The 24261-nt window shown below is 51.0% G+C and carries 22 protein-coding genes and 2 pseudogenes; 8 read left to right on the plus strand and 16 right to left on the minus strand.

The window, feature by feature from the left end:
• Window positions 1–33: 33 nt before the first annotated feature.
• From KI215_RS08405 to KI215_RS08435, 7 genes and pseudogenes are all read right to left on the minus strand, one after another.
• On the minus strand, window positions 34–1878 hold the full coding sequence (locus KI215_RS08405; protein WP_212772323.1) for an AMP-dependent synthetase/ligase: 1845 nt from the start codon (window positions 1876–1878) through the stop codon (window positions 34–36).
• A gap of 58 nt (window positions 1879–1936) precedes the next feature.
• Window positions 1937–2293 (minus strand): SCP2 sterol-binding domain-containing protein, encoded by a 357-nt coding sequence (locus KI215_RS08410; RefSeq protein ID WP_246512062.1) that lies wholly within the window; start codon window positions 2291–2293, stop codon window positions 1937–1939.
• A gap of 35 nt (window positions 2294–2328) precedes the next feature.
• A complete protein-coding gene (locus tag KI215_RS08415; protein ID WP_212775131.1) occupies window positions 2329–3468 on the minus strand; it encodes an acyl-CoA dehydrogenase family protein in 1140 nt (379 codons plus the stop codon).
• 87 nt (window positions 3469–3555) lie between these two features.
• Window positions 3556–4185, minus strand: coding sequence for a TetR/AcrR family transcriptional regulator (locus tag KI215_RS08420; protein WP_212772324.1), 630 nt, complete (start codon window positions 4183–4185; stop codon window positions 3556–3558).
• Between the two features lie 147 nt (window positions 4186–4332).
• A pseudogene (locus KI215_RS08425) lies at window positions 4333–4935 on the minus strand (alpha/beta fold hydrolase); the annotation flags it as partial.
• Window positions 4936–5037: 102 nt separating this feature from the next.
• Window positions 5038–5496, minus strand: a complete 459-nt coding sequence (locus KI215_RS08430; protein WP_212775132.1) for a ferritin family protein — start codon at window positions 5494–5496, stop codon at window positions 5038–5040.
• Window positions 5497–5689: 193 nt separating this feature from the next.
• Entirely contained in the window at window positions 5690–6565 is an 876-nt protein-coding gene (locus KI215_RS08435; RefSeq protein ID WP_212772326.1) for a LysR family transcriptional regulator, read from the minus strand.
• A gap of 135 nt (window positions 6566–6700) precedes the next feature.
• Between KI215_RS08435 and KI215_RS08440 the strand changes: the two genes are divergently transcribed.
• Window positions 6701–7909, plus strand: coding sequence for an MFS transporter (locus KI215_RS08440; protein ID WP_212772327.1), 1209 nt, complete (start codon window positions 6701–6703; stop codon window positions 7907–7909).
• 77 nt (window positions 7910–7986) lie between these two features.
• Here KI215_RS08440 and KI215_RS08445 read toward each other — a convergent pair whose 3' ends face one another.
• The 3 genes from KI215_RS08445 to KI215_RS08455 form a co-directional block, all read right to left on the minus strand.
• The gene (locus KI215_RS08445; RefSeq protein WP_212772328.1) at window positions 7987–8784 is read right to left on the minus strand and encodes an alpha/beta fold hydrolase; all 798 of its coding nucleotides are present in this window, start codon (window positions 8782–8784) and stop codon (window positions 7987–7989) included.
• Window positions 8785–9792: a phospho-N-acetylmuramoyl-pentapeptide-transferase gene (gene mraY / locus KI215_RS08450; protein ID WP_212772329.1), complete on the minus strand. Its 1008-nt coding sequence runs from the start codon at window positions 9790–9792 to the stop codon at window positions 8785–8787.
• Window positions 9793–9911: 119 nt separating this feature from the next.
• A complete protein-coding gene (locus KI215_RS08455; protein WP_212772330.1) occupies window positions 9912–10988 on the minus strand; it encodes a M42 family metallopeptidase in 1077 nt (358 codons plus the stop codon).
• Window positions 10989–11075: 87 nt separating this feature from the next.
• Here KI215_RS08455 and KI215_RS08460 point away from each other — a divergent pair, with 87 nt between their 5' ends.
• The 3 genes from KI215_RS08460 (at window position 11076) to KI215_RS08470 (ending at window position 12950) form a co-directional block, all read left to right on the plus strand.
• Entirely contained in the window at window positions 11076–11246 is a 171-nt protein-coding gene (locus KI215_RS08460) for a DUF896 domain-containing protein (RefSeq protein WP_420830096.1), read from the plus strand.
• Between the two features lie 163 nt (window positions 11247–11409).
• Window positions 11410–11742, plus strand: a complete 333-nt coding sequence (locus KI215_RS08465) for a transcriptional regulator (protein ID WP_246512290.1) — start codon at window positions 11410–11412, stop codon at window positions 11740–11742.
• Window positions 11743–11870: 128 nt separating this feature from the next.
• Window positions 11871–12950 (plus strand): M42 family metallopeptidase, encoded by a 1080-nt coding sequence (locus tag KI215_RS08470; RefSeq protein ID WP_212772332.1) that lies wholly within the window; start codon window positions 11871–11873, stop codon window positions 12948–12950.
• Between the two features lie 120 nt (window positions 12951–13070).
• Here the strand turns inward: KI215_RS08470 and KI215_RS08475 are convergent, their stop codons facing one another.
• Both KI215_RS08475 and KI215_RS08480 read right to left on the minus strand, forming a co-directional pair.
• Entirely contained in the window at window positions 13071–13298 is a 228-nt protein-coding gene (locus tag KI215_RS08475) for a hypothetical protein (RefSeq protein WP_212772333.1), read from the minus strand.
• A gap of 399 nt (window positions 13299–13697) precedes the next feature.
• Window positions 13698–13985: a hypothetical protein gene (locus KI215_RS08480; RefSeq protein ID WP_212772334.1), complete on the minus strand. Its 288-nt coding sequence runs from the start codon at window positions 13983–13985 to the stop codon at window positions 13698–13700.
• Between the two features lie 559 nt (window positions 13986–14544).
• On the opposite strand from KI215_RS08480, the pseudogene KI215_RS08485 reads away from it, so the two are divergent.
• The 4 genes and pseudogenes from KI215_RS08485 (at window position 14545) to KI215_RS15950 (ending at window position 16611) form a co-directional block, all read left to right on the plus strand.
• Window positions 14545–15225, plus strand: a pseudogene (locus tag KI215_RS08485) (response regulator transcription factor).
• Complete coding sequence (locus tag KI215_RS15945; RefSeq protein ID WP_246512063.1) at window positions 15222–15437, plus strand: hypothetical protein; 216 nt, start codon at window positions 15222–15224, stop codon at window positions 15435–15437. The pseudogene KI215_RS08485 and the gene KI215_RS15945 overlap by 4 nt, the downstream one beginning before the upstream one ends.
• A gap of 38 nt (window positions 15438–15475) precedes the next feature.
• Window positions 15476–16453 (plus strand): histidine kinase dimerization/phospho-acceptor domain-containing protein, encoded by a 978-nt coding sequence (locus KI215_RS08490; RefSeq protein ID WP_246512064.1) that lies wholly within the window; start codon window positions 15476–15478, stop codon window positions 16451–16453.
• Window positions 16366–16611, plus strand: coding sequence for an ATP-binding protein (locus KI215_RS15950; protein ID WP_246512291.1), 246 nt, complete (start codon window positions 16366–16368; stop codon window positions 16609–16611). The genes KI215_RS08490 and KI215_RS15950 overlap by 88 nt, the downstream gene beginning before the upstream one ends.
• A 72-nt stretch (window positions 16612–16683) precedes the next feature.
• Here KI215_RS15950 and KI215_RS08495 read toward each other — a convergent pair whose 3' ends face one another.
• From KI215_RS08495 to KI215_RS08510, 4 genes are all read right to left on the minus strand, one after another.
• Window positions 16684–17673 (minus strand): glycoside hydrolase family 15 protein, encoded by a 990-nt coding sequence (locus KI215_RS08495; RefSeq protein WP_212775134.1) that lies wholly within the window; start codon window positions 17671–17673, stop codon window positions 16684–16686.
• Window positions 17674–17981: 308 nt separating this feature from the next.
• A complete protein-coding gene (locus KI215_RS08500; RefSeq protein WP_212772335.1) occupies window positions 17982–20375 on the minus strand; it encodes a sugar phosphate nucleotidyltransferase in 2394 nt (797 codons plus the stop codon).
• A gap of 54 nt (window positions 20376–20429) precedes the next feature.
• Window positions 20430–23264: a 1,4-alpha-glucan branching protein domain-containing protein gene (locus tag KI215_RS08505; protein ID WP_212772336.1), complete on the minus strand. Its 2835-nt coding sequence runs from the start codon at window positions 23262–23264 to the stop codon at window positions 20430–20432.
• A 2-nt stretch (window positions 23265–23266) separates the two neighbouring features.
• Window positions 23267–23968: a DUF4912 domain-containing protein gene (locus KI215_RS08510; RefSeq protein WP_212772337.1), complete on the minus strand. Its 702-nt coding sequence runs from the start codon at window positions 23966–23968 to the stop codon at window positions 23267–23269.
• Window positions 23969–24261: the final 293 nt, after the last annotated feature.

Raw genomic sequence — 24261 nt, forward strand, 5'->3', positions numbered from 1 at the left:
TCCCTCCCATCTACTGAATGAATAATCAATCATTTATACGTGTACCGTGGACATTTCCGTTTTCGACGGCGTTCCTTCGTCGTAAGCCCGCTCGATGGCTTCTCGGTACCGCTTCTCAATTTCCCTCATCCGCACCTTGAGGGTAGGTGTGAGCTCACCGTCTTCGACGGTCCATTCCTTTTCCGCCACGAGCACTTTTTTCGGCTGCTCGTAGGAGGCAAAACCGGCAGTCAGCCGTTGTACCTCTCGTTGTAGCAACTCTTTCACCTCGGCGCGGCGGACCAACTCCTCCCGGGATTCGGTGGACCATCCCCGTTTTCGGGCCCAAGGCGCCAGATTCTCAAAGTCGGGCACCACCAAAGCGATCACGTATTTGCGCCCGTGGCCGATCAGGACGGACTGGGCGATGTAGGGACTATTGTTAATGGCGTTTTCGATGGGTTGAGGAGCGAGATTTTTTCCTGTGGACAGGATGATCAGGTTTTTCTTACGGTCAATGATTTTCAGGTACCCATCCTCGTCCAGCTCCCCCAGATCCCCTGTGTACAACCACCCGTCCCGAAGCTGTTCGTTGGTGGCTTCCGGGTTTTTGTAGTATCCCTTCATCACGTTGGGCCCCTTGACCAGCACTTCTCCATCGTCAGCGATACGTACCTCCACGTTGGGCAGCGGTTTGCCCACCGTTCCAATCTTCGTACGAACCATCGGATTGGTCGCGATCACCGGAGCCGCCTCTGTCATACCATACCCTTCCAATACCGGCAAGTTGATCGCCCAAAAGAATTGGGCGATCTCCGGATTCAGCGGCGCTCCACCGGAGACCATCCCCCTGATCCGACCGCCGAGACGCTCTTTCACCTTGCGGTAGACAAGGCGATCGGCAATCTTCCAACGCAGTTTCAATTTGGGAGGCATGCCGCCCCCCAACAGGAGTTCGTCGATCGGAGTGCGCAGATAGTATTCATACCGCTCCATCCCCACCCGGATTGCCCAATCGAAAATCTTGCGACGCAAAGGCGTCCCCGCATCGACCTGTTCTTGCACTCGGGCATACACCTTCTCAAACAAACGGGGCACACTGGTCATCACCGTGGGTTTGACTTCCACCAAGTTCTCTTGAATGGTGTCAGTGCTTTCCGCATAAGCGATCGTCGCACCCACGGAAAGAGGAACGAATTGTCCCGCCAACCGCTCAAAGACGTGAGACAAGGGCAAATAGGAGAGGAAAACATCATCCGGAAGCACTTCCAGGCACCAGAAATGAATCCCCTCCATGTTGGCCAAAAAATTGCCGTGAGTAAGCATCACACCTTTGGGGCGGCCGGTCGTACCGGAAGTGTGAATGATCGTGACCAGCTGGTCGCGGTCGATCCGATTCAACTCTTCCTCCCAATTCTCCAGGGGATGTGCGGCGCCTTCCTTCAGTAAGGTATCAAATGAGAGAATTCCTTTCTCCCCGGTGACACCCGCACCCGGTTTCATCACCACAATATGCGACAGTTCCGCTCCGCCTTCCCGGACTTTTTCCAGCTGATGTTCGTCCTCCACCACAGCCATCCGGCAATCCGCGTTTTTCAGGATAAAAGCCACTTGATCGGGGGGCAGCGTCGGATACACCGGAACGCTTACCCCTCTCATACTGGCTACGGCCAGATCTGTCACAGGCCAAAAGGGATGGTTCTCGGAGATGAGGGCCACTTTATCCCCGCTCCGCAATCCGAGACGGACCAGCCCTGCTGCTGTATCCCGCACCTGTTTCCATAGTTGGCGGTAGGTGATGCCTTTGTACAACCCGTCGGTTTTGTACATCAATGCCGTTTTGTCCGGATAGCTGTTTACCGTTCGCCGTACCATGTCCAATAGATTTTTCGGCTTCATGGACACCGGCCTCCCATCGTGAACCTCGTACGGCTTCTCCCTCACCCCGCTCCCGTCGTCATACTTCGTATTTGCTGAGAATGGTCTGCAGTTTAATCGCCTTGCTCATATCGCCTTTGATCTTCAGTTTTCCGGTCATGAATGCCGCCGTGCCGTTCAGATTTCCCAGCAGCATGTCTTTAAAATCCTTGGCATCCATTTGCAACGTACAATCGGCAGCGGCCGCTTCCCCCTCCACCACTTTGGCGTTACCGTTGGACAGGTGCAGCTGGTAAGTGGCTCCGTCATCCCCACTCAGCTCAAACTGGTAAACGCTTTCAATACCTTCAACCGGTTTGGGATTCTCATTGATCCGTTTTTCAATTTCCTGAAACACCTCGGCAGTTTTCATGTCGGCACTGTAACGATTGCTCATCATGAATTCCTCCTTTTTTTATTAATAATAATATTTTATAATCCTGCGGAAATCACTTTTTTCTGAATCTGAGTTGTACCTTCATAGATGGACAGAATCTTGGCATCCCGCATCCATTTTTCCACCGGATAATCCCGCATGTAACCGTATCCGCCCAGGATTTGCACCGCGTTGGTGGTTACCTCCATGGCCGTCTCCGCCGCAAAAGCTTTGGCCATGCTTCCCTCCACAGCACAAGACTCTCCACGATCAGCCAGATCTGCCGCTCTCCACGTCAGCAGACGAGCAGCATCGATCTTGGTTTTCATATCCGCCAACATGAAGGCGATAGCTTGGTTTTTAATGATCGGGCGACCAAACTGTACCCGCTGTTTGGCATACTCCAACGCATACTCGTATGCGGCACGGGCGACACCGACCGCTGCCGCGGCCACTGCCGGACGGGAATACTCCAGCATTTTCATCGCCCCGAAGAAGGCCATGTTTTCCTCGCCAAGCAGGTTTTCCCGTGGCACCCTGACATCCTCCAGAATGACATCGCCGGTGTGGGAAGCGCGAATCCCCATCTTCCGCTCCTTCTTGCCTCCCGACAGCCCCGGCGTGTCTCCGGGAACGATGAAGGCAGATACCCCGTGGTAGCCCGCATCCGGGTCGGTTTTGGCGAAAACCACGTAGAGATCGGCGATTCCACCGTTCGTGATAAAACATTTACGACCGTTGAGAACCCACTCGTCTCCGTCCAACACCGCCCTTGTCTGGATGGCCTTCACATCTGAGCCAGCCCCCGGCTCCGTCAGCGCCATGGCGCCCAGACGGGGGTTTTCCGGATCACAGAGATAGGGCAGCCACTTCTTCTTTTGCTCTTCTGTCCCCATGTAGTAGATGGGAAGACCTGCAAGCCCGATCGCCGAGATGGAGGTGGCGATGCCGGCACATCCCCAGAACAGCTCCTCATTAATGAGGCAAGCGGCCATCACACTGGTCAACCCGCCGCCGCCGTATTCTTCGGGGCAGGCAAAACTGGTCAGGCCTGCTTTGGCTGCCTTTCTGAACACTTCCATGGGAAACTCTTCCCGTTCATCGTACTCCGCAGCCACGGGGCGAATCTCCTTTTCTGCAAATCCGTGCGCCCACTTACGCAACTCTTCCTGTTCCGGGGAAAGTTGAAAACACAAGGAAGACTGCTGTCCCTGCCGGGTAAACATGGTCACGCCTCCTTCCAGATTCTCCAGCGTACCGGTACGCATCAGGGAAAAATCCGATTAGCTCGACGGAATGGAAAGCCCCGCGGTCAGATTCGTGAAGGAGCTCACCACGATCCGATTCAACAGCCGAGCCAGATGATCGATGTCCATCTCTTCCGATCCATCGGCCACCCGCTGGATCACCACTTCATTGATCGCCCCAACCATCGCCTTAGACACCACCTGGATTTCCGCTTCTGATACCCTTTCCGGCATGACCTCCTGTGCCGTCTGTTGAAACAGGCGAGCAAAACGGGCATGTGCCTTCCGCCGAACCGCCTCAACTTCCCCGCTCACACCGGCGGATGTGATCAACAACAGACGGGCCACGGAATCTCGTTCTGTGCACAATTGCAGGTACCGACGAATACCGGCAAACCCTTTGTAGGTGGCCTGTTTCTCCTCCCGGACAGCCCGTTGCACCTCATCCAGGATCTCCTCTGCCAGCTGCTCGAACAGGCGAACGAGGAGATCCTCTTTGTTGCGGAAAAAGTTGTAAAAGGTGGTTTTCGAGACCCGCGCCGTCTCCACCACTTCCAGGATGGACGATTCCTGAAAACCTTTGGAAGTAAAGAGCTGCAGAGCGGCAAACAGGATCTTGTCCCGAGCATGTTGCGGCATCTTGGTGGTGAAGAGTAAAGGTTGCACGATCGATCACTCCCTGATTGATACCAGTACGTACTGGTATTGTAGAATAGTTTATTTCAGTTGTCAATCTGTTCTGCTCATTTTAAATTGATTAATAATTTATGTATTCGATTAATTGGAAAAAATAGAATGACTCTGAGGGGGACTCAATGTATCGGGATCCCATGTATGGCTGCGGATTCCCGGGATTTCATACGTGATGAAATACGTTAGATTGACGACGATCCGCTCCATTCGCTCATCATTGGATTGATCGGATTGATTGCCGGAGTTCATACTTAGATTTGACGAAAACTTCATGAAAGCGGAAAGAACACCCTCACGAAGAATATTTTCTTGCAGGTCCTTCAAGCTTTGTCTAGCCTGTACCTGCTCATCGCTGAAGATCGGCTCGTGTGGGATCAGAACTCGTACCTGCTCGGGGTGGCGGATGGACAGATCGAGTCCGATGCATGCGCCGGAGCTGCTTCCGAATACGCACGCCGGTTCATCGGTCAGTTTTGCCAACAGGCGGTGAGCGTCGTCACTGTGTGTCTCCACTGTCGGATTGGTGAGATTGCTTCGCGAGTGGCCCCGACGGTCATAGGTAACAACTGTGTACCGGTCAGCAAGATGGTTAGCGACATGAAGGAACTTGTCGGCTTCACCACCTCCGCCATGGATCATCAGAAGGACGGGACCGGTTCCGCGCACCTCGTAGTAGAGGTTGGATCCAGGCACTTGCAATGTTCCTTTCTTTGTTACACTCATTTATCAGCTCACCTTTCTGCTTATCCAAAAAATAATCGTTTTCACTCCCTCCACCCCTATTAAAAAATAAAGCACCCCTGTCGACCCGACAGAGGTTTTTTGTTACGTTTGCTTGCACCTGCAGCGGCCATGTTTTGTCCAGAAATAAAGGAACCAGACGGCATGGTTTTGTTCGTCATGGGCGGCTCGGGTAAACGCTTTTTTGATGGAAGGGTCCCGGGTTTTGTCGGCGATATCGAGATAAAAGTCCACTGTTTTCTGTTCGTCTTTCAGGGCGAATTCCAGTCCTTCCTGGTAGTCATCCGGACAGGGTTCCGCCGTGATCTGAGGTTGCTTTCCGGTCAGACGAATGTAGATCTGACAAAATTCCCGGTAATGGTTGATCTCGTCCTGACGAATCTCCATGATCTGTCGCCGCTCTTCCTCCGTAGGAGCCAACCGGGCCAATTTCTCGTAACAAGAGATCGCGTTGTATTGACCGCTGATCGCTTTGGCGATGTCTTGGATCAAAGTTGGGTCTTCCCCGGAGCTTCCCCATTCTCCTAACGTGTAGGCACGCATCGATCTAGGATGCCAAATCGATGGATGATAAACATAGGGGTACATTTAGATCATCTCCCGTTATTTGGATGTCGGGATAGTATATGGTCGAATAACCTGAGGCGTACTAAGGCTTATGGAACGATTCGAAGAAGGATACTCCAATCATCTACCACAGAAATTATGGCTTTCAGCTCTCTTGCCCGACCATCCTTCATCGAAAGTGGTCCAACACAAACTGACGAAACAATTTCGCCGCCGGAGACAGGTACCTCCCTTCCACCCATGCGATGCCGATCACACGCTGACAATGGGGGGATCTCACATGTAATCGCCGGATTTGGCGCATATCTTCCCCTCCGGTTTCCGGGATGAGTGCCACCCCCAATCCTGCGGAAACCAGGCCAGCCACAGTGGTCACCTCTTCTCCCTCAAACGTGATATTCGGCGTAAACCCCGCTTGTCGGCACAAGCGGTCGGTCAACGCGCGCAAGCCGTATCCCTTTTTCAGGGAGATAAACGGTTCGTCCGCAATCTCCCACAGGTTGATTTCATCCCGATCGGCCAATGGATGGTGTTCGGGAACAATCACGTACAACTCGTCCCGAAACAATTCCTCCCACACCACACCCGACATTTTTACGGGTCCGGACGACAGGCACAAATCCAATTCCCCTGCCTTTAACCGCTCAAACAGATCGGAGGAGGCGTCCTGAAACAATTGGAACTGAATATGCGGGTGTTTCTTTCGGAAAGAACCCAATAAATCAGGCACCAAATGTGTTCCCAATGTATGCAGGAACGCAAGCGAAACAGTGCCCCGCTCAGGGTCCACCATGTCTCGCAGTTTTTGCACACCTTCGTTAATCAGACCGAGAGCGGCATCCACTTGCTCCAAAAACATCTCTCCATAACGATTGAGGCGAATGGAACGTCCGGATCTCTCAAACAGCGGCACACCCAATTCATCTTCCAACCGGGCGATCGAACGGCTCAGTGCCGGTTGGGAAATGGCAAGCTTTTTTGCGGCCCGGGTAAAATGCTGCTCTCGTGCAACCGTTTGGAAGTATTCAAGTTGTTGCCACTCCATGTACATCCCCTCCGTTCCATAACCAAAACGCATGAAACTCATGCAAATAATAAATTGGACAATATGAGCTGTCAAGCGTAAGATGATACAGTGAATCCGATCATGATTTAGAGTCGTTGGAAGGGATGACACGCAGTGGATGACTATATTGAAAGAGGAAGCAACGTTTATGGAAAAGCGATTTCCGCTCTATTTTTAGGTAGCTTTGTGACATTTGCATCATTATATAGTACACAGCCATTGATTCCACTGTTGGCGAAACAGTTTCACGTCTCACCCGCATCAGCCAGCCTGTCGTTGTCACTGACGACCGGTGCCCTTGCAGTGTGCATGTTGATCATCTCATTGGTATCGGAATCGAAAGGGCGCAAACCCATCATGACGGTTTCGCTGATGCTCTCCTCGGTTTTGTCGATCCTCGCCGCATTCAGCCCCAGCTTTTCGCTGTTATTAGTGATTCGTGCGTTGCAGGGGATCGTACTTGCCGGTTTCCCTGCCATCGCCATGGTCTATGTAAATGAGGAATTTCACCCCAAATTTATGGGGCGCGTGATGGGCATCTATGTCGGTGGCAGTGCATTGGGAGGGTTGACTGGTCGTCTGGTGGTAGGTTGGCTGACAGAACAGTTTTCTTGGCATGTGGCACTGGGCACCATGGGTGTAATCGGTATACTGATCAGTTTGTGGTTTTGGCACAACTTGCCGGATTCGCACCATTTTTCTCCAAAACGGACCAATTGGCGTCGATTGGGGTCGTCATTGTTACGTAACTTAAAAGATCCTGCACTTATCTGTCTTTATGGTATCGGTTTTTTGCTGATGGGTGGTTTTGTTACCCTATACAACTACATCGGTTATCCGTTGATGGCCCCACCCTATGATTTGAGCCAAACCAGTGTCGGTTTGATCTTTATCGTCTATCTAGTCGGTACGTTCAGCTCCGCGTGGATGGGGCAATTGGCAGACCGATTCCGGCGATCCACCGTATTATGGTACGGGATTGGCATCATGTTATTGGGTGCCATCGTAACCATCAACCAACATTTGGTTGTAAAAATCATCGGTGTAGCCTTATTCACGTTCGGTTTCTTTGGCAGCCACTCGGTTGTGAGCAGCTGGGTGGGAAAACAGGCACACCGATACAAAACGCAGGCGATGTCGTTGTATCTGTTATTCTACTATCTCGGTTCCAGTGTGATGGGTACCAGCGGCGGTCTCTTCTGGAGCCGATTCGGTTGGGACGGCGTCATTTCCATGATCGGTACGATGCTGATGTTGGCATTGCTCCTGACCTTTTTGCTTGAACACGGAAAACGGGGGCCGTCAATTTCTGCCAAACATTAACTTACCTCCCCCCCCCAATGATCCCCAAATCATTGGGGGGGTTTCGTTAATTGTTTCCATCATGTCAGGTTGATCATTCATAATCCTCTCACCCGATCCAACCAATCTCCAATCAGTGCGCTTAACGTCCCTCGCTGCTCAATGGACAAATTGTGACCTGCGCCGTCGAGCACGGCAAAACTGGCTCGCGGATACATTTCCACCAGGGACCAAGCGTCTTGGAACCCGGTAATGTGATCTTGACGGCCGGTCACGATCAGCACCGGGTGTTGGAAAGGGGAATCCAACAAGTCCGGGTTGAATGTGAATGCGTAGTTTCGTTTGATCTTGGCCAAAAAACGAGTGTGTGAACGGGATAGTTTTTCACCTGGAAGAATTTCTCGTTTCACCATCTCCCAATGTCTTCGATCCTGTATCACGGCAATGGACTCCCACGTCTCCTTCTCCTCGTCCGTCAACGTGGCCACAAATGGTTCGTCGCGATATAAGACGGTACGCTCTGGCAGGGTTCGTTTGCTTTTGTCCGGTTGAACAACCGGACACACAAGGAGCATCCCCGCCACTTGAGAGATCCTTTTGGCCAAAACGCCCCGTGCCAGATAACCACCGCAGGACTCTCCCACGATCAGAAAAGATTGGTTCCCGATGGTGTCATCGATCAACGATAAAATGGTGCCCAACATGTCATCCGCACATTCGATCCCGTTCAGCTCCCCAGTTCTCCCCATTCCCGGCAAATCCGCATAGATTCTGCGCCAACCGCTCCGTTTCTGAAACAACGGCTCCATATATCCCATCATCGATTGATGATCCAGACCGAATCCGTGCAACATCAGGATCGGCATGCCAGACCCGATATCCCGGTGGTAAAGCATTTATCTCACAAACACCTCCAGATACACCCCCACCACCGCGAACAACCATCCAGCCATCCAGAAAACGACCACCACCTTCCACTCGGACCAACCACAAAGCTCAAAATGGTGGTGTAACGGACTCATGCGGAAAATGCGCCGGCCCCGCCATTTGAACGAAATCACCTGCAAAATAACGGACAAGGCTTCCGCCACAAAAACCGCACCGATGATCGGTAACAGCAGTTCCGTCTTGGTGATGACGGACAATGCCGCCAATCCTCCTCCCAGCGCCAACGAGCCCGTGTCTCCCATAAACACTTTGGCCGGGTGCGCATTAAACACCAAAAATCCGAGCAACGCCCCGATCACAGCCACTGAAAACAGGACGACAGAAAGATTGCTTTGCACCCAGCCGATTACGGCATAAGCGGTGTACGCTGCCACAGCAGTTCCCGCCAGCAGTCCATCCAGACCGTCCGTCAGATTAACAGCGTTGGAAGTGGCGATCATGATAAACAACAACAGCGGCAGATACAGCCAGTTCAAGTGGATGATCCAGTCCGTCCCCGGTATGCCAACGGAAAATATGTACCCGATCGTGTTGGGGTGAAATACACGCACTTCTAACAGTACCCAAAACAACACCAATCCGATGAAAAGCTGACCCAATAATTTTTGTCGAGCGGTCAACCCCAAATTGCGTTTCATCACCACTTTGATGTAATCATCCAGAAACCCCAAAATGCCGTAACCCAAGGTGGCGAATATAAGAAAAAACACATCGGCGTTAACCAATCTCTTCAGCCAATGCTGACCGAACGGGATGACGGTCAGCACGATCGACGTTAGAAAGATCACGCCACCCATCGTCGGGGTTCCCGCCTTTTTCAGGTGCCCCTGAGGTCCTTCTTCCCGAATGCTTTGGCCGAATTTCAAACGGCGAAGGATAGGGATGACCATCGGGGACAGTACGATCGTCATCCCAAACGCCACCAACAACACCTTGATCAACGACAACCGATTCATCTCCTTTCCGGACAGTCCGAATCGGCAACGGGGGAACTTATCTGTAGGGTTCTCCAGAGATTGCCAAATCCCTGTAACCCTTTTCGAATTTCCTAGGAGTGAACCGGTATCTATCGTTGTCAATGCCCACGAATTGACTCCAGCGCAGACTTGTCTAAGCGTTTGACGAGGGCCACCAAAAATTGCTTGGCCGCTTCCACATCCTCTTTATCCACCACGGACGCATGGGAATGGATGTAACGGGCAACGATTCCCACCGCCGCTGAGGGCACGCCTTTACCTGTCAGGTGTGCTTGACCGGCATCCGTTCCCCCTTGGGAGACGAAAAACTGGTACGGAATCCCTTCTGACTCCGCCGTATCCAACAAAAACTCCCGCATGCCGGGAAGCGTGACCATCGTCCGGTCAAAGATACGGATGACCACCCCTTTGCCGAGTTTTCCGAACCCGTCACGAATTCCGGGTGTATCCCCGGCCGGACCGGCATCTACGGCAAAAAACACATCCGGTTCAATCATCTGGGCAGAAGTTTTCGCTCCACGGGCGCCCACCTCTTCCAGAACGGTGGCACCCGCATAAACGGTATTGGGATGGGAGGTGCCTTTCAGTTCCCGCAACAGCTCGATCGCCATCCCGCAACCGAAGCGGTTGTCCCATGCTTTGGTCATGATCCGTTTGCCAGTGGCCATTTCCACATAAGGGCAAACAGGAACGGCTGCGTCTCCAGGCTGAATGCCCAGCGATTCCACTTCATCCTTGTCGCGTGCACCAATGTCGATAAACATTTTCTGAATCTCCACCGGCTTTTTACGTGCTTCCGCGTCCAGAAGATGAGGCGGCACGGAACCAATCACTCCTGGGATCCGCTCGCTTCTTTCATTGATGACCTCCACCCGTTGCGCCAACATCACTTGGCTCCACCATCCGCCCAACGGCTGAAATTTGAGAAAGCCGTCTTCGGTAATACGCGTGATCATCATGGCTACCTCATCCATATGTCCAGCCACCATCACCCGCGGATGTTCTCCGTTACCTCGTTTGACGCCGAACAAGCTGCCCAACCGGTCCTGCACCAACTCATCGGCCAGCGGCTCCAAGTGTTTGCGAATCACCCGGCGTAAGCCCTGTTCAAAACCGGGCGCCGCAGGTGTTTGTGTCAGTTCGCGAAACAGTTCCCATTGAACCATATTGATCATCATCCTTTCTCTATGTACACGGTTTTCTTCTCATGGGTTGCCATCCATCGCGACTTTCGGTAAAGTGTGTAAAGAGGAGTGAGTGTCGTGATTACCAAAGAAATGATTCAACGCATCAACGAATTGGCCCGCAAACAAAAAAACGAAGGCCTAACCCCGGAAGAAAAGCGTGAACAAACCCAACTTCGCCAGGCCTATTTGCAATCGATCCGCGGACAGCTCCGACAACAACTGGATCGGATTCGTTTTGTCGATTGAGCATGCGTCCGCTTTGATTATATCAAAGTATGAGAAATCACGGGCTTTCAGCCCGATTGTTTTTCGCATTTGGTTTGTATCGTAAACCGGTTGTTGAAATGAATTGATCTGTCTTTTATGATGAAACTAAGATCTTCCATTTATTCTGAGGTGATCCCCCGTGATGCCCTTCAAGGAACTGGCGCGTTTGGATAAAACCGTTCACGAACCTGCTCGATTGGCTATCATGTCCGCTCTGTATGCCTGTACAATAGCCGAGTTCCTGTTTTTGCAGGAACTGACCGGGCTGACAAAAGGAAACCTGTCGTGCCACCTGTCCAAATTGGAAGAAGCGGGCCTGATTGAAGTGGATAAACACTTCATTCGCAAAAAAATTCCGCAAACCACCATTCGGATCACACCAAAAGGCCGGTCGACGATGGAAGCGTATTGGAAGAAGGTGGACGACATCCGCTCGGTGATCCAACAATGGCGTCCTGTGGAAACCACTCGTTAACAGCTGCGGTTGTCCAACCGTCTTTGACAGGATATGATGGAATCATCACACCACCCACGATGGAATCCTTGTGCCGAAAGCAGACGCATATATTGATGATGACAATCTGTATAAAGGAGAAGCCGAACATGCAACCATCATTGAAAGTCATGTTGAAGGAAATGACAGAAGCATTCGGTCCATCTGGATACGAGCAACCGGTGCGTGAAGTGATGCGAAAGTGGGTCGAACCCCATGCCGATGACATCACCACCGACAACCTCGGTTCCCTGATTGCCGCAAAACGAGGTGAGCAGGATCGACCACGGGTGATGTTGGCCGGTCATTTGGATGAAGTGGGTTGGATGGTTACCCGGATCACCGATGAGGGGTATTTGAAGTTTCAACCGTTGGGCGGATGGTGGAGTCAAGTGTTACCGGCCCAACGGGTAGAAATCCGGACTCATCAAGGTACATTGCTGGGGGTGATCGGCTCCCAGCCTCCCCATGTGCTTCCACCCGCCAAACGAAAGGAAGCGGTAGATCTCAAGGATCTCTTTATAGACATCGGTGTGGCAGACCGGAAAGAAGCTGAAGCCATGGGGGTTCGCCCCGGTGATCCGATTGTTCCCCACTCCCCGTTCACGGTGATGGCCAATCCGAAGTATTGGTTGGCCAAAGCGATGGACAACCGAATGGGATGTGCCGTGGCCGTAGAAGTGATGCGCAGGTTGGATCAAAAGAGTTTACCCGGCACGCTGTATGCTGTGGGAACGGTCATGGAGGAAGTGGGCATTCGTGGCGCCGGAACGTCCGCGGCTGTAGTGGACCCTGACGTTGCGATCGTGATCGATGTGGGGTTGGGAGGAGACATACCAGGCACCTCACCGGATCAGGCTCCCTGTCATTTGGGAAAAGGGCCGTTGGTCGTCATTTACGATGCGCTGCACATCGCACACCGTGGTTTGCTTCAGCTACTCAGGGATACGGCAAAAGAGCTTGATATCCCATTGCAGTATGAGAGTATCGATCGCGGCGCGACCGATGCCGGCCGTATTCATTTGCACCATCAAGGTGTACCGACGATTTCCGTAGGCATTCCGTCACGGTATATCCACAGCCATACTTCTATTATTCATGAAGACGACTTGGAACAACTGGTTCAATTGTTGACCGCGCTTGTGAAAAAACTGGATCGCACGACTGTGGAGCGACTCCACCAATATTAGGTTACAAAGCCGATCCCCTGAGCGGGAATCGGCTTTTTGTTTTTTCATCAATCCCAGGGTTTCTGGGATCTCCTTGCAGAACTTAGATGCATGATTCCGAAGATCCTGGGACCATACACGTTACCGTTTCTTTTTTATCTTCCCAAAAGGCTTAAAATAGGTCACACATGTCATCATGATCATGGCAAAAATATTGAATATAGAAGCAGAAATAAGGGATACACTGGTCGTTTGAAAAGCATCGTTTTGCAGCGCAACAATTCCATCATGCTCAGCTGTCTTGAGCAGGAAGGATAACCAGTCACTCAAATACATAATCCCCATGAAAATGATCAAGATGGTGAACAATGCTTTATAAGCCCCCATTGTGTCCATATGGATAACATTATACCAGTAACGAAGACCATGATAGCCGGATACCTGATCAAAGTGATGTCAATGAGATGCATATTGGTTAAAGTATAATAGAGTTGTTCCCCATTGTCGGCATGTTTCATGTAGAGCCCCAGTAACAACATACACATTGCCCCGCCAAACCAAGCCACCACAGAAAAAACATGAATCGAAACCAATAGCTGTTTTTTCCTTAAACTTAATCTATATGCCATAGCACATTTCCCCCCATAGTTTTGACTTGATTGCCTTCGGCGAAAAGATCCTTATGACCGTATCAAGGCACAAGAACGTATCCCATCTCTGACCGCAACTCCGAGTAATCTTGCGACGTGTTGCGGGGATCCGCTTCCGTCACTTGCTTGCATCCCGAGACGTGATTCTGTGATAGTAGATCTTCAAGAACCCCATGAATGACAATGCTGAATCTGCTGCGCTCAGGGTAACCCTCAACCAATGTCCCATCTGAAACGATTGAGCAGTCTGCTTGAGATAAGCAACGGAATGGACCGCTGTCCCCTCTTCAAACATGATCGTGTTTCTAGGCCAGAAAAAAGCCATCGAAAACAGGAATTCCCCTGCAAAAATGATCATCAAACTGCCCAAGATCCAGTAGCGAGAAGACTTCACACGCCAATTCAAGATCAAGGATCCAATGCCTGTAAGCATCGCAAGCATACCGACGGGCAGGAAAAAGTCATGTGGACCTCTGATCACCATGAACGCCTTCGCGGTTTGGAGTGAACGAGGGACATCATGGAAAATATCAGGATATATGATCAATGTCTCGAACAAAATGGCGCCAAAAAAGATCATCAACACCCATAAGTTCGTCAGACTGACGCAAACGCAATTTGTTGTTTCTTCATAGTTTACCTCCTCGTTTTTTTGTTTATAGCTCGTCTTTCAAGGATGTAATGACTATCTCGATCAGCGTCAGATACCCATATCCTGCGCACACGAATGCGGATATCAGCGGGAGGTCCCAAATCACAATGACACGATCAAACATTCAGGGTAAGTACGAATGATCGCCTTCATTCTGATCGCCTCTCTCCCACCACACGACCTATGCACATACTAACAGCATGATGTTGTGAACTTATGACGAACTGTTACGGGTCCGATGAACGTTTGCGGAAACAAACGGAGACAGCGTTATAATTTGAGAGAGCGGACTGTGTGAAGGGAGTGAAAGATGATGGCACACACATTGCTTCTGGTGGATGACGAAGAAAAAGTGCTCGAATTTATGGAGCCATTTCTGCGCCAGGAAGGGTTTCAAATTATAACAGCAAAAACGGGAAAAGACGCCCTGCAGAAAGCTAAAGAGAAGAACCCCTCTCTTGTCGTACTTGACTGGATGCTCCCGGAGATGAGCGGCATTGAAGTATGCCGGGAACTTCGCAAGATGAGCCGTATGGGCATTATTATGGTGACGGCAAGAACGGATGAAACCGACAAAATCATCGGACTGGAAGTCGGCGCGGACGACTACATCACGAAACCTTTTCCTTGCGTGAACTGGTAGCCCGGATCCGCTCCGTACTACGCCGTATTGAAGGGCAAGAAATTGCTGAGCATCAGATACAGCGCGGTGAACTTTTGATTTCCGAATCACAGTGCCGTGTATGGAAACGAGGGCAAGATTCCGCTTACGCCGACAGAGTTCAAACTCCTGCTGACATTGGCCGCTAAACCAGGTGTTGTATACAGCCGGCTGCAGCTTTTGGAGACATTGGAAGACGGTATACTGAATGACGAGCGCACGGTGGATGCCCATATCAGCCGTATACGTAAAAAAATTGAAGACGATCCGTCGGACCCCGTCTACATACAAACCGTCTATGGATTCGGCTATCGGTTCGGTGACCGGTTATGAGCGTCAGTCGCAAGTTGTTTGTTACCATGGCATCATTTATTGTGGCGATGAGTTTGATATACGCCTTCGTAACTCAAATTGTTGTAAGGGATTCTCTTGAACTGATGGTGGAGACAACCAGAAGAAAAGAAATAGAGGGGTTGACCCACCTGTTTGCCGGCTACTACGAAAAAAATAACCGTTCTTGGGACGGTGTACGCAAGTCCATGTGAGCAAACAATTTTGGAACAGCCATCGGGATACGAGTTTCGTGTTATTGTCCAGGGAACAAAGGCTGTTGTGTGTCGCCGGTAATGCCAGCTATCGATCGGTCACCATGTTTGGCATCAGAAGCAACGTGCGGATGGGTGGGGAAACAGTCGCTTTCTTGTACTATTACGACCCGGAAGTCGCCTACATCTCAAGATTGCGGACTGGGATCCTCGATTCGGTGACGTTCTTGCTGCTCGCAGGTGCGACCGTTTTCATCCTGCTCTCACTCCTGATCGCCTATTGGTTATCCAAGCGGTTGACTGCACCGCTCAGGATGTTGATTCCCGCTATTGATCGATTGGGAAAAGGTGAATTCGGGATTCAAGCTCCTGTCGTGACCAAGGATGAATACGGAAAAGTCGCGAAAGCGTTCAACGAGATGTCCGAACAGCTGCAACTTGCCGAGAATGTCCGGAGAAATCTGGTGGCGGATGTTGCGCATGAACTGCGGACACCGTTAACGATCATTCGGGGCAAACTGGATCTTGTCCAACAGAGCGGTCGGCCTATTGAGCCAGAGAGCTTGCTTCCGCTGCAGGATGAACTGATCCGCTTAACCCGCCTCGTAGACGATCTTCACCAATTATCGCTCGCTGAGGCGAAAAAACTGCCGCTCGAAGGAAAACCGATGCATATTCCTGCTCTGCTGCGACGGATCATAGACCGAATCAACCCCGACGCCGAGCGGAAAGGAATTGAAATCACGCTTACTTGCTCTACCGACACGCCCACGATCCATGTCGACCCGAATCGAATGACACAAGTTTTCCTCAACTTGATCGTCAATGCCGTACGCTATACCCCCTCGGGCGGAACCGTGAGGAGGAAACAGCGCGAAATGGTGAGAGCGGTTTTCTGCGGATTACGATTACCGACACCGGAATCGGAATCGAACCTGAACATCTCCCATTCCTCTTTGACCGTTTTTATCGGACGGATGAAGCACGTACACGTAACCGCGGCGGAATGGGACTAGGACTCGCGTTTGCCAAGGAATTCGTGTTGGCCCACAACGGAACAATTGAAGCTGCCCAGGTCAGGGGACAACCTTCATCGTCAAATTACCTTTATAAAGGGTACCTGAAAATCAGGCGGACAACCCATTACTGGTACCAAGACAAAAACCTGCCTTGAAAGGACAGGTTTTTTGTCTTGGTTATCCTCTGTTCATATTCTCCGTTATGAAACATACGCAGATACATCAGCTCAGCCCGCTGCTGCTTCGGAGGATTCCTCTCCTGCAGCTGACATATGTTGCTTCAGCAACAAGACCATCGCCACTGCCCAAGCTAAAGGAGTGTTTCCGTTGGGTCGGTTGGTCCCACCGATGTACAGCTCCGGCATACGCCCGTCATCCGGCAACAGATACAACGTCTTTTGCCAGTATTCTTGCGCTTGCTGCCGGTTACCCAGAACCGCATGACACAACCCTAGCCACGGAAAACCAAAACACCACTCAGCCTCTTTACCGTGGTTGTAGTACTGGTCTCCTTCATATCGGATGCACCCATACGTCCGTTCCAACTTGGTTGTCACATTTTTCAAGATGCGCTGTGCCATCCCCCTTTCTACCACTTGATACGGGTAGATGAGAGAAAGGAGGGCCAGATCTGTTTCCTTTGTGATACTTTCCCTTGGCAATATCAAGGACAACGTTTGCTGACCCTTTCGAATCAAGTCCTCCGGTACATCGACCAGCAAGCGAATCGCTTGTAACCCGGCCACGACCGCTCCGACACTGGAAGCATGCACCTCCCTATTTTCTTCCCACATGCCGTTATCCGGGTGATCCCAATATTCGACACAGGCTAAATACCAAACCAACTTCTGTAATATCTCGCGATCCTTTTCATCCCGCAAGACGGCCTTTCTGTGACGTATTCCTTGTGCTATATTCCATATAAACAAACCGATGGCATCATTTTGAGCATGACCCCAAGGTTCCTTGATTTCCGTCAAATCCTTGTCATACCTGGCGTGAATATATTCATAAAGATGAACAGGCTTGCGCTGCGTATGAATGTCGATTTTCCATTCATATCTCCGAAAAAGATCCAGCAGGGCGTGCATGGCTTTCTCGTAACGGTTACAGGGGGTAGTCAAATAGGGTAACACAGTATACCCTACATCCCGGATCCACACATAGGAGTAATCATCGGAAGGGCTGGCGATATAGGCGCCGTTGGGCAGCCGCATGGTGTCGAGTACTTGATGCAACCGTTTCAACTTGGACACCTCTCTTCCCCCTCCATTATGGACATGTCGTCGTAAGATGAAACCGTTTACTTAATATTACGTCCCCCAATGAAAACCTGTCACAACCAAGTCACCCATTCCGACTGTGTAAAAAAGAAAAGGCCGCTGCTCAGGATCAGCGACCTCACTTTGGTGACTGGCTTCACGGCTAAAGCACCATAGACACTCCCTCTGGTCTCGTGGGCTTCTCAAAATTGTGGGAGGGCTGAAGCCCTCCCACGTCCCATACTCGCTTTCATCCAGCTCGCTTATTTATGAGACGAAATCTTGTCTTTATACATCGTGATAAGATCTTGAGCGTCCTGTTCCGTATTCCCTTGTGCCATCACTTGAAAATGGGCCTGGGTTTCATCAGGTAGAATCAAGGCCCAGCCGTTTTCCATCAATACTTTGATCCCATCGATCAACTCCAGAGGCCGTTCCTTTATTTCCTCCATCAGTCGGCGCATGACTTTTCCTTTGGCTGCAACGGGACAAGGAACTTGCTCCTTGCGCAAATGAACGGGAGGCAATTCATCCAGAAGCTGATGCAGCGATTTCTTCTGCACCGCACAAACTTCCAGCAACGTGACCAACGTATAGACAGCATCACAGAAGACTTGCAGACTTTGCCCTTGGCCCGCCGCCAACAGGGAACGAGGTGAGGTTGTGGTGCGAACCGTTTGTACGCCTATTTGTTCCAACCACTGCTCCCATACCGAAGGAGTGTTTACCGGAACAGGAATCGTCGACTGGCGATTGATGGCAGCCATCATTTGCAACAGCATGGATTCCGCCTGCGAAAGAGGAGTTCCTTCTTCCGTATACAGAACAAAGTTTTGCCCGTCTCCCTCTATGTGTATGCCCAAATCGGCCCGGTTGTCTTTTACTTCCTGCTGAAGCTGACCGTTACCGCCAATTACCGTCAGCACACGGCATCCCAATGCAGTCAGCAATGGATGTACCACCGAGAACAACATCGGATTGGCCACATCGAGTACCACTTTGAAACCGCGTTTCCGGATATCAGTTGTGTCGATGCCTTGCAATGCTTCGCGTTGGTATAGCTCAACCAAATGGGGTTGCGTTTCCCATGAGCCACAACCTTCCGGGGCTGGACGCAAAGCTTCTTCTAGCATCCAAGCATTCTCGATTTTCCGCTCCCACCCCTTATCGAGAGGGAGTCCATCGCCATCAAAAAACTGGAGCACCATCCGGCCTTCCGTCCCCAAGCCACTTCGATGGAGGTATACTCCTCCTGCACAACCCAATCTTCTCACTCCATAGCGGGCTACAGGAGCAGGGACACATCCCGCATCTTGTACACAATGGCCTGAGGCCAACAAGCTTGCCGTCACCCCACGGGCCAAAATTTCGGCGTAAGGATCCCCATCCCAAGCCAAAAATACGTGGCTCCCCGGCTTTAATAACGAAGCATAAGCGGTGATGATTTTCGTTACTTTTTCCGGTGTCATTTCCACATTGGCAATTCCGCTCACGCCATCCGATCCAAACAAGGAAGCCCGCACCTCAGATTCCCGGATCAGAGAGGAGTCCAGAATTGCAGCGGGGGCCACCTGTTTCTCCGGCCATACCTTCACTCCGCTCCGCAGCCAGGCTTTTTCACCGATCCGGCTTTTTTCTCCCACCACCACATCCTCTGCCAACTGAGCACCTGCCCCAATTCGGACATCATGTGTGACGGTGGCATCTGTCATCGCAACAGCTTGATCGATATGCGTCCGGTTCCATACTACCGAACGTACCACTTCCGCACTTTTTCCCACCCGGTTGTACTTTCCGATAACAGTATAAGGACCTACCTGAGCATGGGATTCAATGACACTTCCATCACCGAGAAATACCGGCGCCTCCAGTTTGGCGGTGGGAGACACCTGACATCCGTTCCCCATCCAAATCCCCGGTTGTACTTCTCTGCCGGGAATTTGAACCTGAACCTGACCTGCCAGTATATCCAGCTGTGTTTTACGATATTGAGCCAGATTGCCGATATCCGACCAATACCCTTCCGCCACGTAACCGTACAGGCTATGCCCTCTTTCCATCACCATGGGAAACAAGTCCTTACTGAAGTCAAAGACCTGCCCATGATCAAAAAAGGACAAAATTTCCGGCTCCAAGACGTAAATCCCTGTATTGACGGTATCACTGAAAACCTCGCTCCAACTCGGCTTCTCCAAAAAGCGGATGATCCGGCCTGTTTCGTCGGTCATCACGACGCCAAACTCCAAAGGATTGTCTACTTGATGCAATACAAGGGTACCCAGTCCACCCTTTTGTTGATGAAAGGAAATGGCTTGATCCAGATTGAAGTCCGTCAGTGCATCTCCGCTGATCACAATAAATGTATCATCCAAAAAGTCAGCGGCATTTTTTACGCTGCCGGCCGTCCCCAACGGCAAAGTTTCTTCATAATAATGGAGTTGCACTCCATAGTCTGAGCCATCGCCAAAATAACACTGAATCACCTGGGGTAAATATTGGACTGTGACTGCTATCTCAGTGATACCATATCGTTTGAGCAATTCAATGATATATTCCATACAGGGTTTGCTCAGGAGTGGTACCATCGGTTTGGGTAAACGACTCGTTAACGGACGCAATCGGGTTCCTTTTCCTCCGGCCATAATGACTGCTTTCACGGATGTTTTCTCCTCTCTTGACCCTTTTTTCTCTGTTGAAGCAGAAGCGTGAACCTACTTCGTAAGACTGGGGACCAGGATCTCCTCTGTATGATCATGATGGGACATTTTCCCGAGAACACGTTGATATACCGTTATCGTCTGTTGGGCAATCCGGCTCCAATCATATTGTTTTACGGATTGCCGTCCCGCTTCCGCCAACTGTTGCGCCCATACCGGATCATCCAGCAGCACGTTCACTTGTGTCGCCAAGGACCGGGCATCTCCTGCATACATCTTGAGACCGTTTTGTCCGTGTTCCACCACATCCGCCAAACCGCCCACATCAGACACTACGACTGGTGACCCCGCAGTCATCGCCTCCAAAGCGACAATACCAAAGGGTTCATACAGACTGGGAAAAACGGTGACTGCCGCGTTCCGCAACAAACGGTTGCGATCTTCGTCTGAGACAAAACCGGCAAACAAGACCTTATCCCCGTAACCCAACCGTTGCGCTTTATTTTTCCACTCCTCCATCATCGGTCCTTTTCCGGCGATGACAAACTTGACATCGGGGTGGCGGGCCAATATATCTTCCGCTGCGGTCAACAGTGTATCCACACCTTTTTCTCGAACCAGTCGTCCGATAAACAGCACCACGCGTTCATGTGGTAACGCAAAAGGTTCCAAGGTTTCGTCACCCCAATTCGGCGGTGCCAGTTGCTCAGGGTCGACTCCGTTGGGGATCACATCCAATTTGTCTTGCGGCAATTGGAACAGCGTCTCCACTTCCTGTTTCATATAACGGCTGCATACAATCACCCGTTGTGCTTCATAAGTGAGACGCCATTCCCGATGATGGATTTTATGCTGCAAATCCGTATGAATACCGTGGTTGCGGCCATGCTCGGTCGCATGGATGGTGGCAATCATGGGAATTCCCCAGCGGTGTTTGATCGTGGTGGCCGCTTCCTCCACCAGCCAATCATGGGCATGGACCACATCAAAGGTATAACCGCTTTTGATCAGGAGCTCCACCGCATCCACCATCATCAGGTTCAGTTGGGCAACCCAATGGATAAAGCCTTCTCCAAAGGGACGTACCACATGTACCCGATGCACATGTACTCCATCCACGATCTCCTCATGGGGAGCTCCCTCCACTTCCGTGGTAATGACATGTACTTCCCAACCACATCTCACCATATAGCGTGAGAGATCATATACGTGACGCGACAAACCGCCAACCGTCATCGGAGGAAACTCCCATGACAACATCAACACCCGAGGGGTATTTCTGTTACTCTCTTGCCCGGAAGGCGACTGACGATACCGATAGGCGGCGATATCGACGTCCGGAAACAGCGAATCCAACGATTCCACTGTTTCCAACAATGATTCGTCCACCTGATTGGATGTCAACATCTCCTCCAGGCTCCAAAAACGGTTAATATGATGCTTGGTCCGTTGTACCGCATAGTTCACGGTGGTTTTGCCGTCCATGATAAAAGCCCAGTCACTGCTTTGCGCCAGCATCAGTTCCCGTACCGCCTGCTTCAACACCCGCTGGATGAGCTGATCTTGTTCCCCCGCCCAACGGCTGGCCAGCTCACTCATCCGAACTTCCGCCTTGTGCAAAGCCGGGTAAATCCAGTCATTTTCCTCCCGCAGCCATACATCTGCATATCCGTGGCGCCCCCAGGTACTCATGTCCATCTGACATTCCGGATAATCCGTGTAAAGGGATAAATATTCGGAAGGAGTCGTGGTCTTTACCACAACCTGATCGTAGTGCATCTTTTTCAGCAACATCTCAAGCCACAAAGGCCCTTCATACCACCAATGTCCAAACAACTCGGCGTCAAATGGAACCGTGATGATCGGTTGACGTCCCGTTCTACCCGATCCTTCCCAGATCCGCTGGGTCAACAAATGAAGGAAATGCCCGGCATGCGCGGCGGTTTTCTCCCGTGCCCACTGCGGATTGTACGGTTCTTTGTGATCACCTTTTCCGGTGATGCGATAATATTTGATTCCGGTGTTGTGTCGAATGCCCGTCGGGTGAATATATGGTCCAATCGTTTCCAGATCCAGATCAAAACCGATATCGCGATAATACTCCCGGTAATCCACATCTCCCGGGTAGCCCGTCTTGGAACTCCATACCTGTTCGGAACAGGCCGTGTCCCTGGAAAAGGCGGCTACTCCCGTCGGCAAAACCACTGGGGAAAAGCTCCCAAAATCCGGATGGGGATGCGCATGCTGCACACCATGGGAGTCAACGACAAACCAACCGATCCCCTGTTCTGCCAACAACCGGTCCAGTCCGGGAAAATAACCGCACTCCGGAAGCCACATGCCGCGTGGCCGCTCGCCAAAATGGCGTTCAAACTCCCGGATTCCCGTCAGCACTTGTGCCCGTACCCCTTCCTCCGTCAGTACCAGAGGAAGAAAGGCATGAGTGGCCGCTGTTGTGATCAATTCAATATGTCCCGAATCCCGCAATTCCCGGAAAGCCTGAATGAGGTCACCTCGATACCGCAGGTAAAAATCTCGTACTTCCTGAAATCGCTTTTGATAGGCTTTGGCGAGACGATGGAAATCCGGCAGATTGCGAGTGCGCACCATCTCTTTATCCGCCAACTCCACCAACCGATCCAGATGTTGCAATGCGCGCTTTTGAAGCAGAGGATCTGATAACATGGACAACAGGGTGGGACTGAGTGAGAGGGTTAATTGAAAGGCTACTTTCTCTTTTGCCAATCGCTGAAACATCGACAACAGGGGAATATAGGATTCCGTTATCGCTTCAAACAGCCAACGCTCCTCCAAAGCATCTTCCCGCTCCGGATGACGGACATACGGCAGATGTGCATGCAGGATCAACGCCAATACCCCTTGTGCCATCTCTACTTTTCCTCCCCCTCTTCCACCAAAGAATATCCCGTAAACCGATTCACCCATTTCGGTTCTTTCACTCCTTGGCTCCCCGCATGCAGCACCTTTACCGTCCCAAAACGTTGAAAGGCATGATGGACATCACGCGAAGGGGTTCCTGCTACATTGGAACGCAAGATGGTAAAAAAGACGCCTTCGTCAGTGTATGTACCGAAATCCAGTAAATATCGACGACCTGGTATAACATTGCGAAAATACCAGTGATCAGCGTCCGGATGAACCTGTATTTCCTGGCGGGAGTGAGCATGCTCACCATCGAATATGAGATCCGTCACATCATGTAATCGGAGAAACAGGGGGAGATGACTCCAGCTCTTTTCAAAATGACGACTTACTAAATCTTTTCGCCACTGTGCCACTGTCCAGTAGGCAAATACTGTCCAGGGGTCCTTGACCATCAATACGACCCGATTGGGCAATCCATCCCGGGTCCAAGACTCATCCATCCAGAAACGAACATGTTTCCTCTCAAGGGCAGTAATCGTTTCAGGAGCGGATGCCGCTTCCAAACTTCCTTGGTAGCTTTCTCGAAAGCGACTTAAGCGATAACGAAGCTGTCCGCGTGTCCATCCCAATGATTGAGCAATGGACGCTTGACTTTCTCCTTGATCCAATCGTCGAATGATCTGTAACCAAAAATCGGTATCTTCCACGCTTCGCTCTCCTTATCTATGATGTCATATTATCTGACATTCCTTATTATAACACTTATTTTAATATTAAACAATGATACTAATTTAAATACTATTTAAATGGTTTGTTAATTATCATCACCAAGATCATCGTACAATACAATCGGTTTTTCCGCCCATTTCCACTCAAGCCGTGGGGTCGAAAGCCGGATTGGATCGGACGGCAGTAGTATGTGTGGCGGCGGAACTGGCCGATTCGCTTTGACTTCCATCAAGTATCGCTGGAAGCTCTGGCTGTGCGCTTGGGTGTGCGT

Source organism: Polycladomyces abyssicola (assembly GCF_018326425.1).
GTDB lineage: Bacteria > Bacillota > Bacilli > Thermoactinomycetales > JIR-001 > Polycladomyces > Polycladomyces abyssicola.

What these genes read in the sequence shown, in the direction of transcription:
- KI215_RS08470 (WP_212772332.1), top strand. Translation starts at nt 11,871, where the DNA reads ATGCAACCATCATTGAAAGTCATGTTGAAGGAAATGACAGAAGCATTC.
- KI215_RS08465 (WP_246512290.1), top strand. Translation starts at nt 11,410, where the DNA reads ATGCCCTTCAAGGAACTGGCGCGTTTGGATAAAACCGTTCACGAACCT.
- KI215_RS08495 (WP_212775134.1), bottom strand. Translation starts at nt 17,673, where the DNA reads ATGCGGCTGCCCAACGGCGCCTATATCGCCAGCCCTTCCGATGATTAC.
- KI215_RS08435 (WP_212772326.1), bottom strand. Translation starts at nt 6,565, where the DNA reads ATGGAGTGGCAACAACTTGAATACTTCCAAACGGTTGCACGAGAGCAG.
- KI215_RS15945 (WP_246512063.1), top strand. Translation starts at nt 15,222, where the DNA reads ATGAGCGTCAGTCGCAAGTTGTTTGTTACCATGGCATCATTTATTGTG.
- KI215_RS08430 (WP_212775132.1), bottom strand. Translation starts at nt 5,496, where the DNA reads ATGCGTGCCTACACGTTAGGAGAATGGGGAAGCTCCGGGGAAGACCCA.
- KI215_RS08505 (WP_212772336.1), bottom strand. Translation starts at nt 23,264, where the DNA reads ATGGCACAAGGGGTATTGGCGTTGATCCTGCATGCACATCTGCCGTAT.
- mraY (WP_212772329.1), bottom strand. Translation starts at nt 9,792, where the DNA reads ATGAATCGGTTGTCGTTGATCAAGGTGTTGTTGGTGGCGTTTGGGATG.
- KI215_RS08455 (WP_212772330.1), bottom strand. Translation starts at nt 10,988, where the DNA reads ATGATCAATATGGTTCAATGGGAACTGTTTCGCGAACTGACACAAACA.
- KI215_RS08445 (WP_212772328.1), bottom strand. Translation starts at nt 8,784, where the DNA reads ATGCTTTACCACCGGGATATCGGGTCTGGCATGCCGATCCTGATGTTG.
- KI215_RS08410 (WP_246512062.1), bottom strand. Translation starts at nt 2,293, where the DNA reads ATGAGCAATCGTTACAGTGCCGACATGAAAACTGCCGAGGTGTTTCAG.
- KI215_RS08405 (WP_212772323.1), bottom strand. Translation starts at nt 1,878, where the DNA reads ATGAAGCCGAAAAATCTATTGGACATGGTACGGCGAACGGTAAACAGC.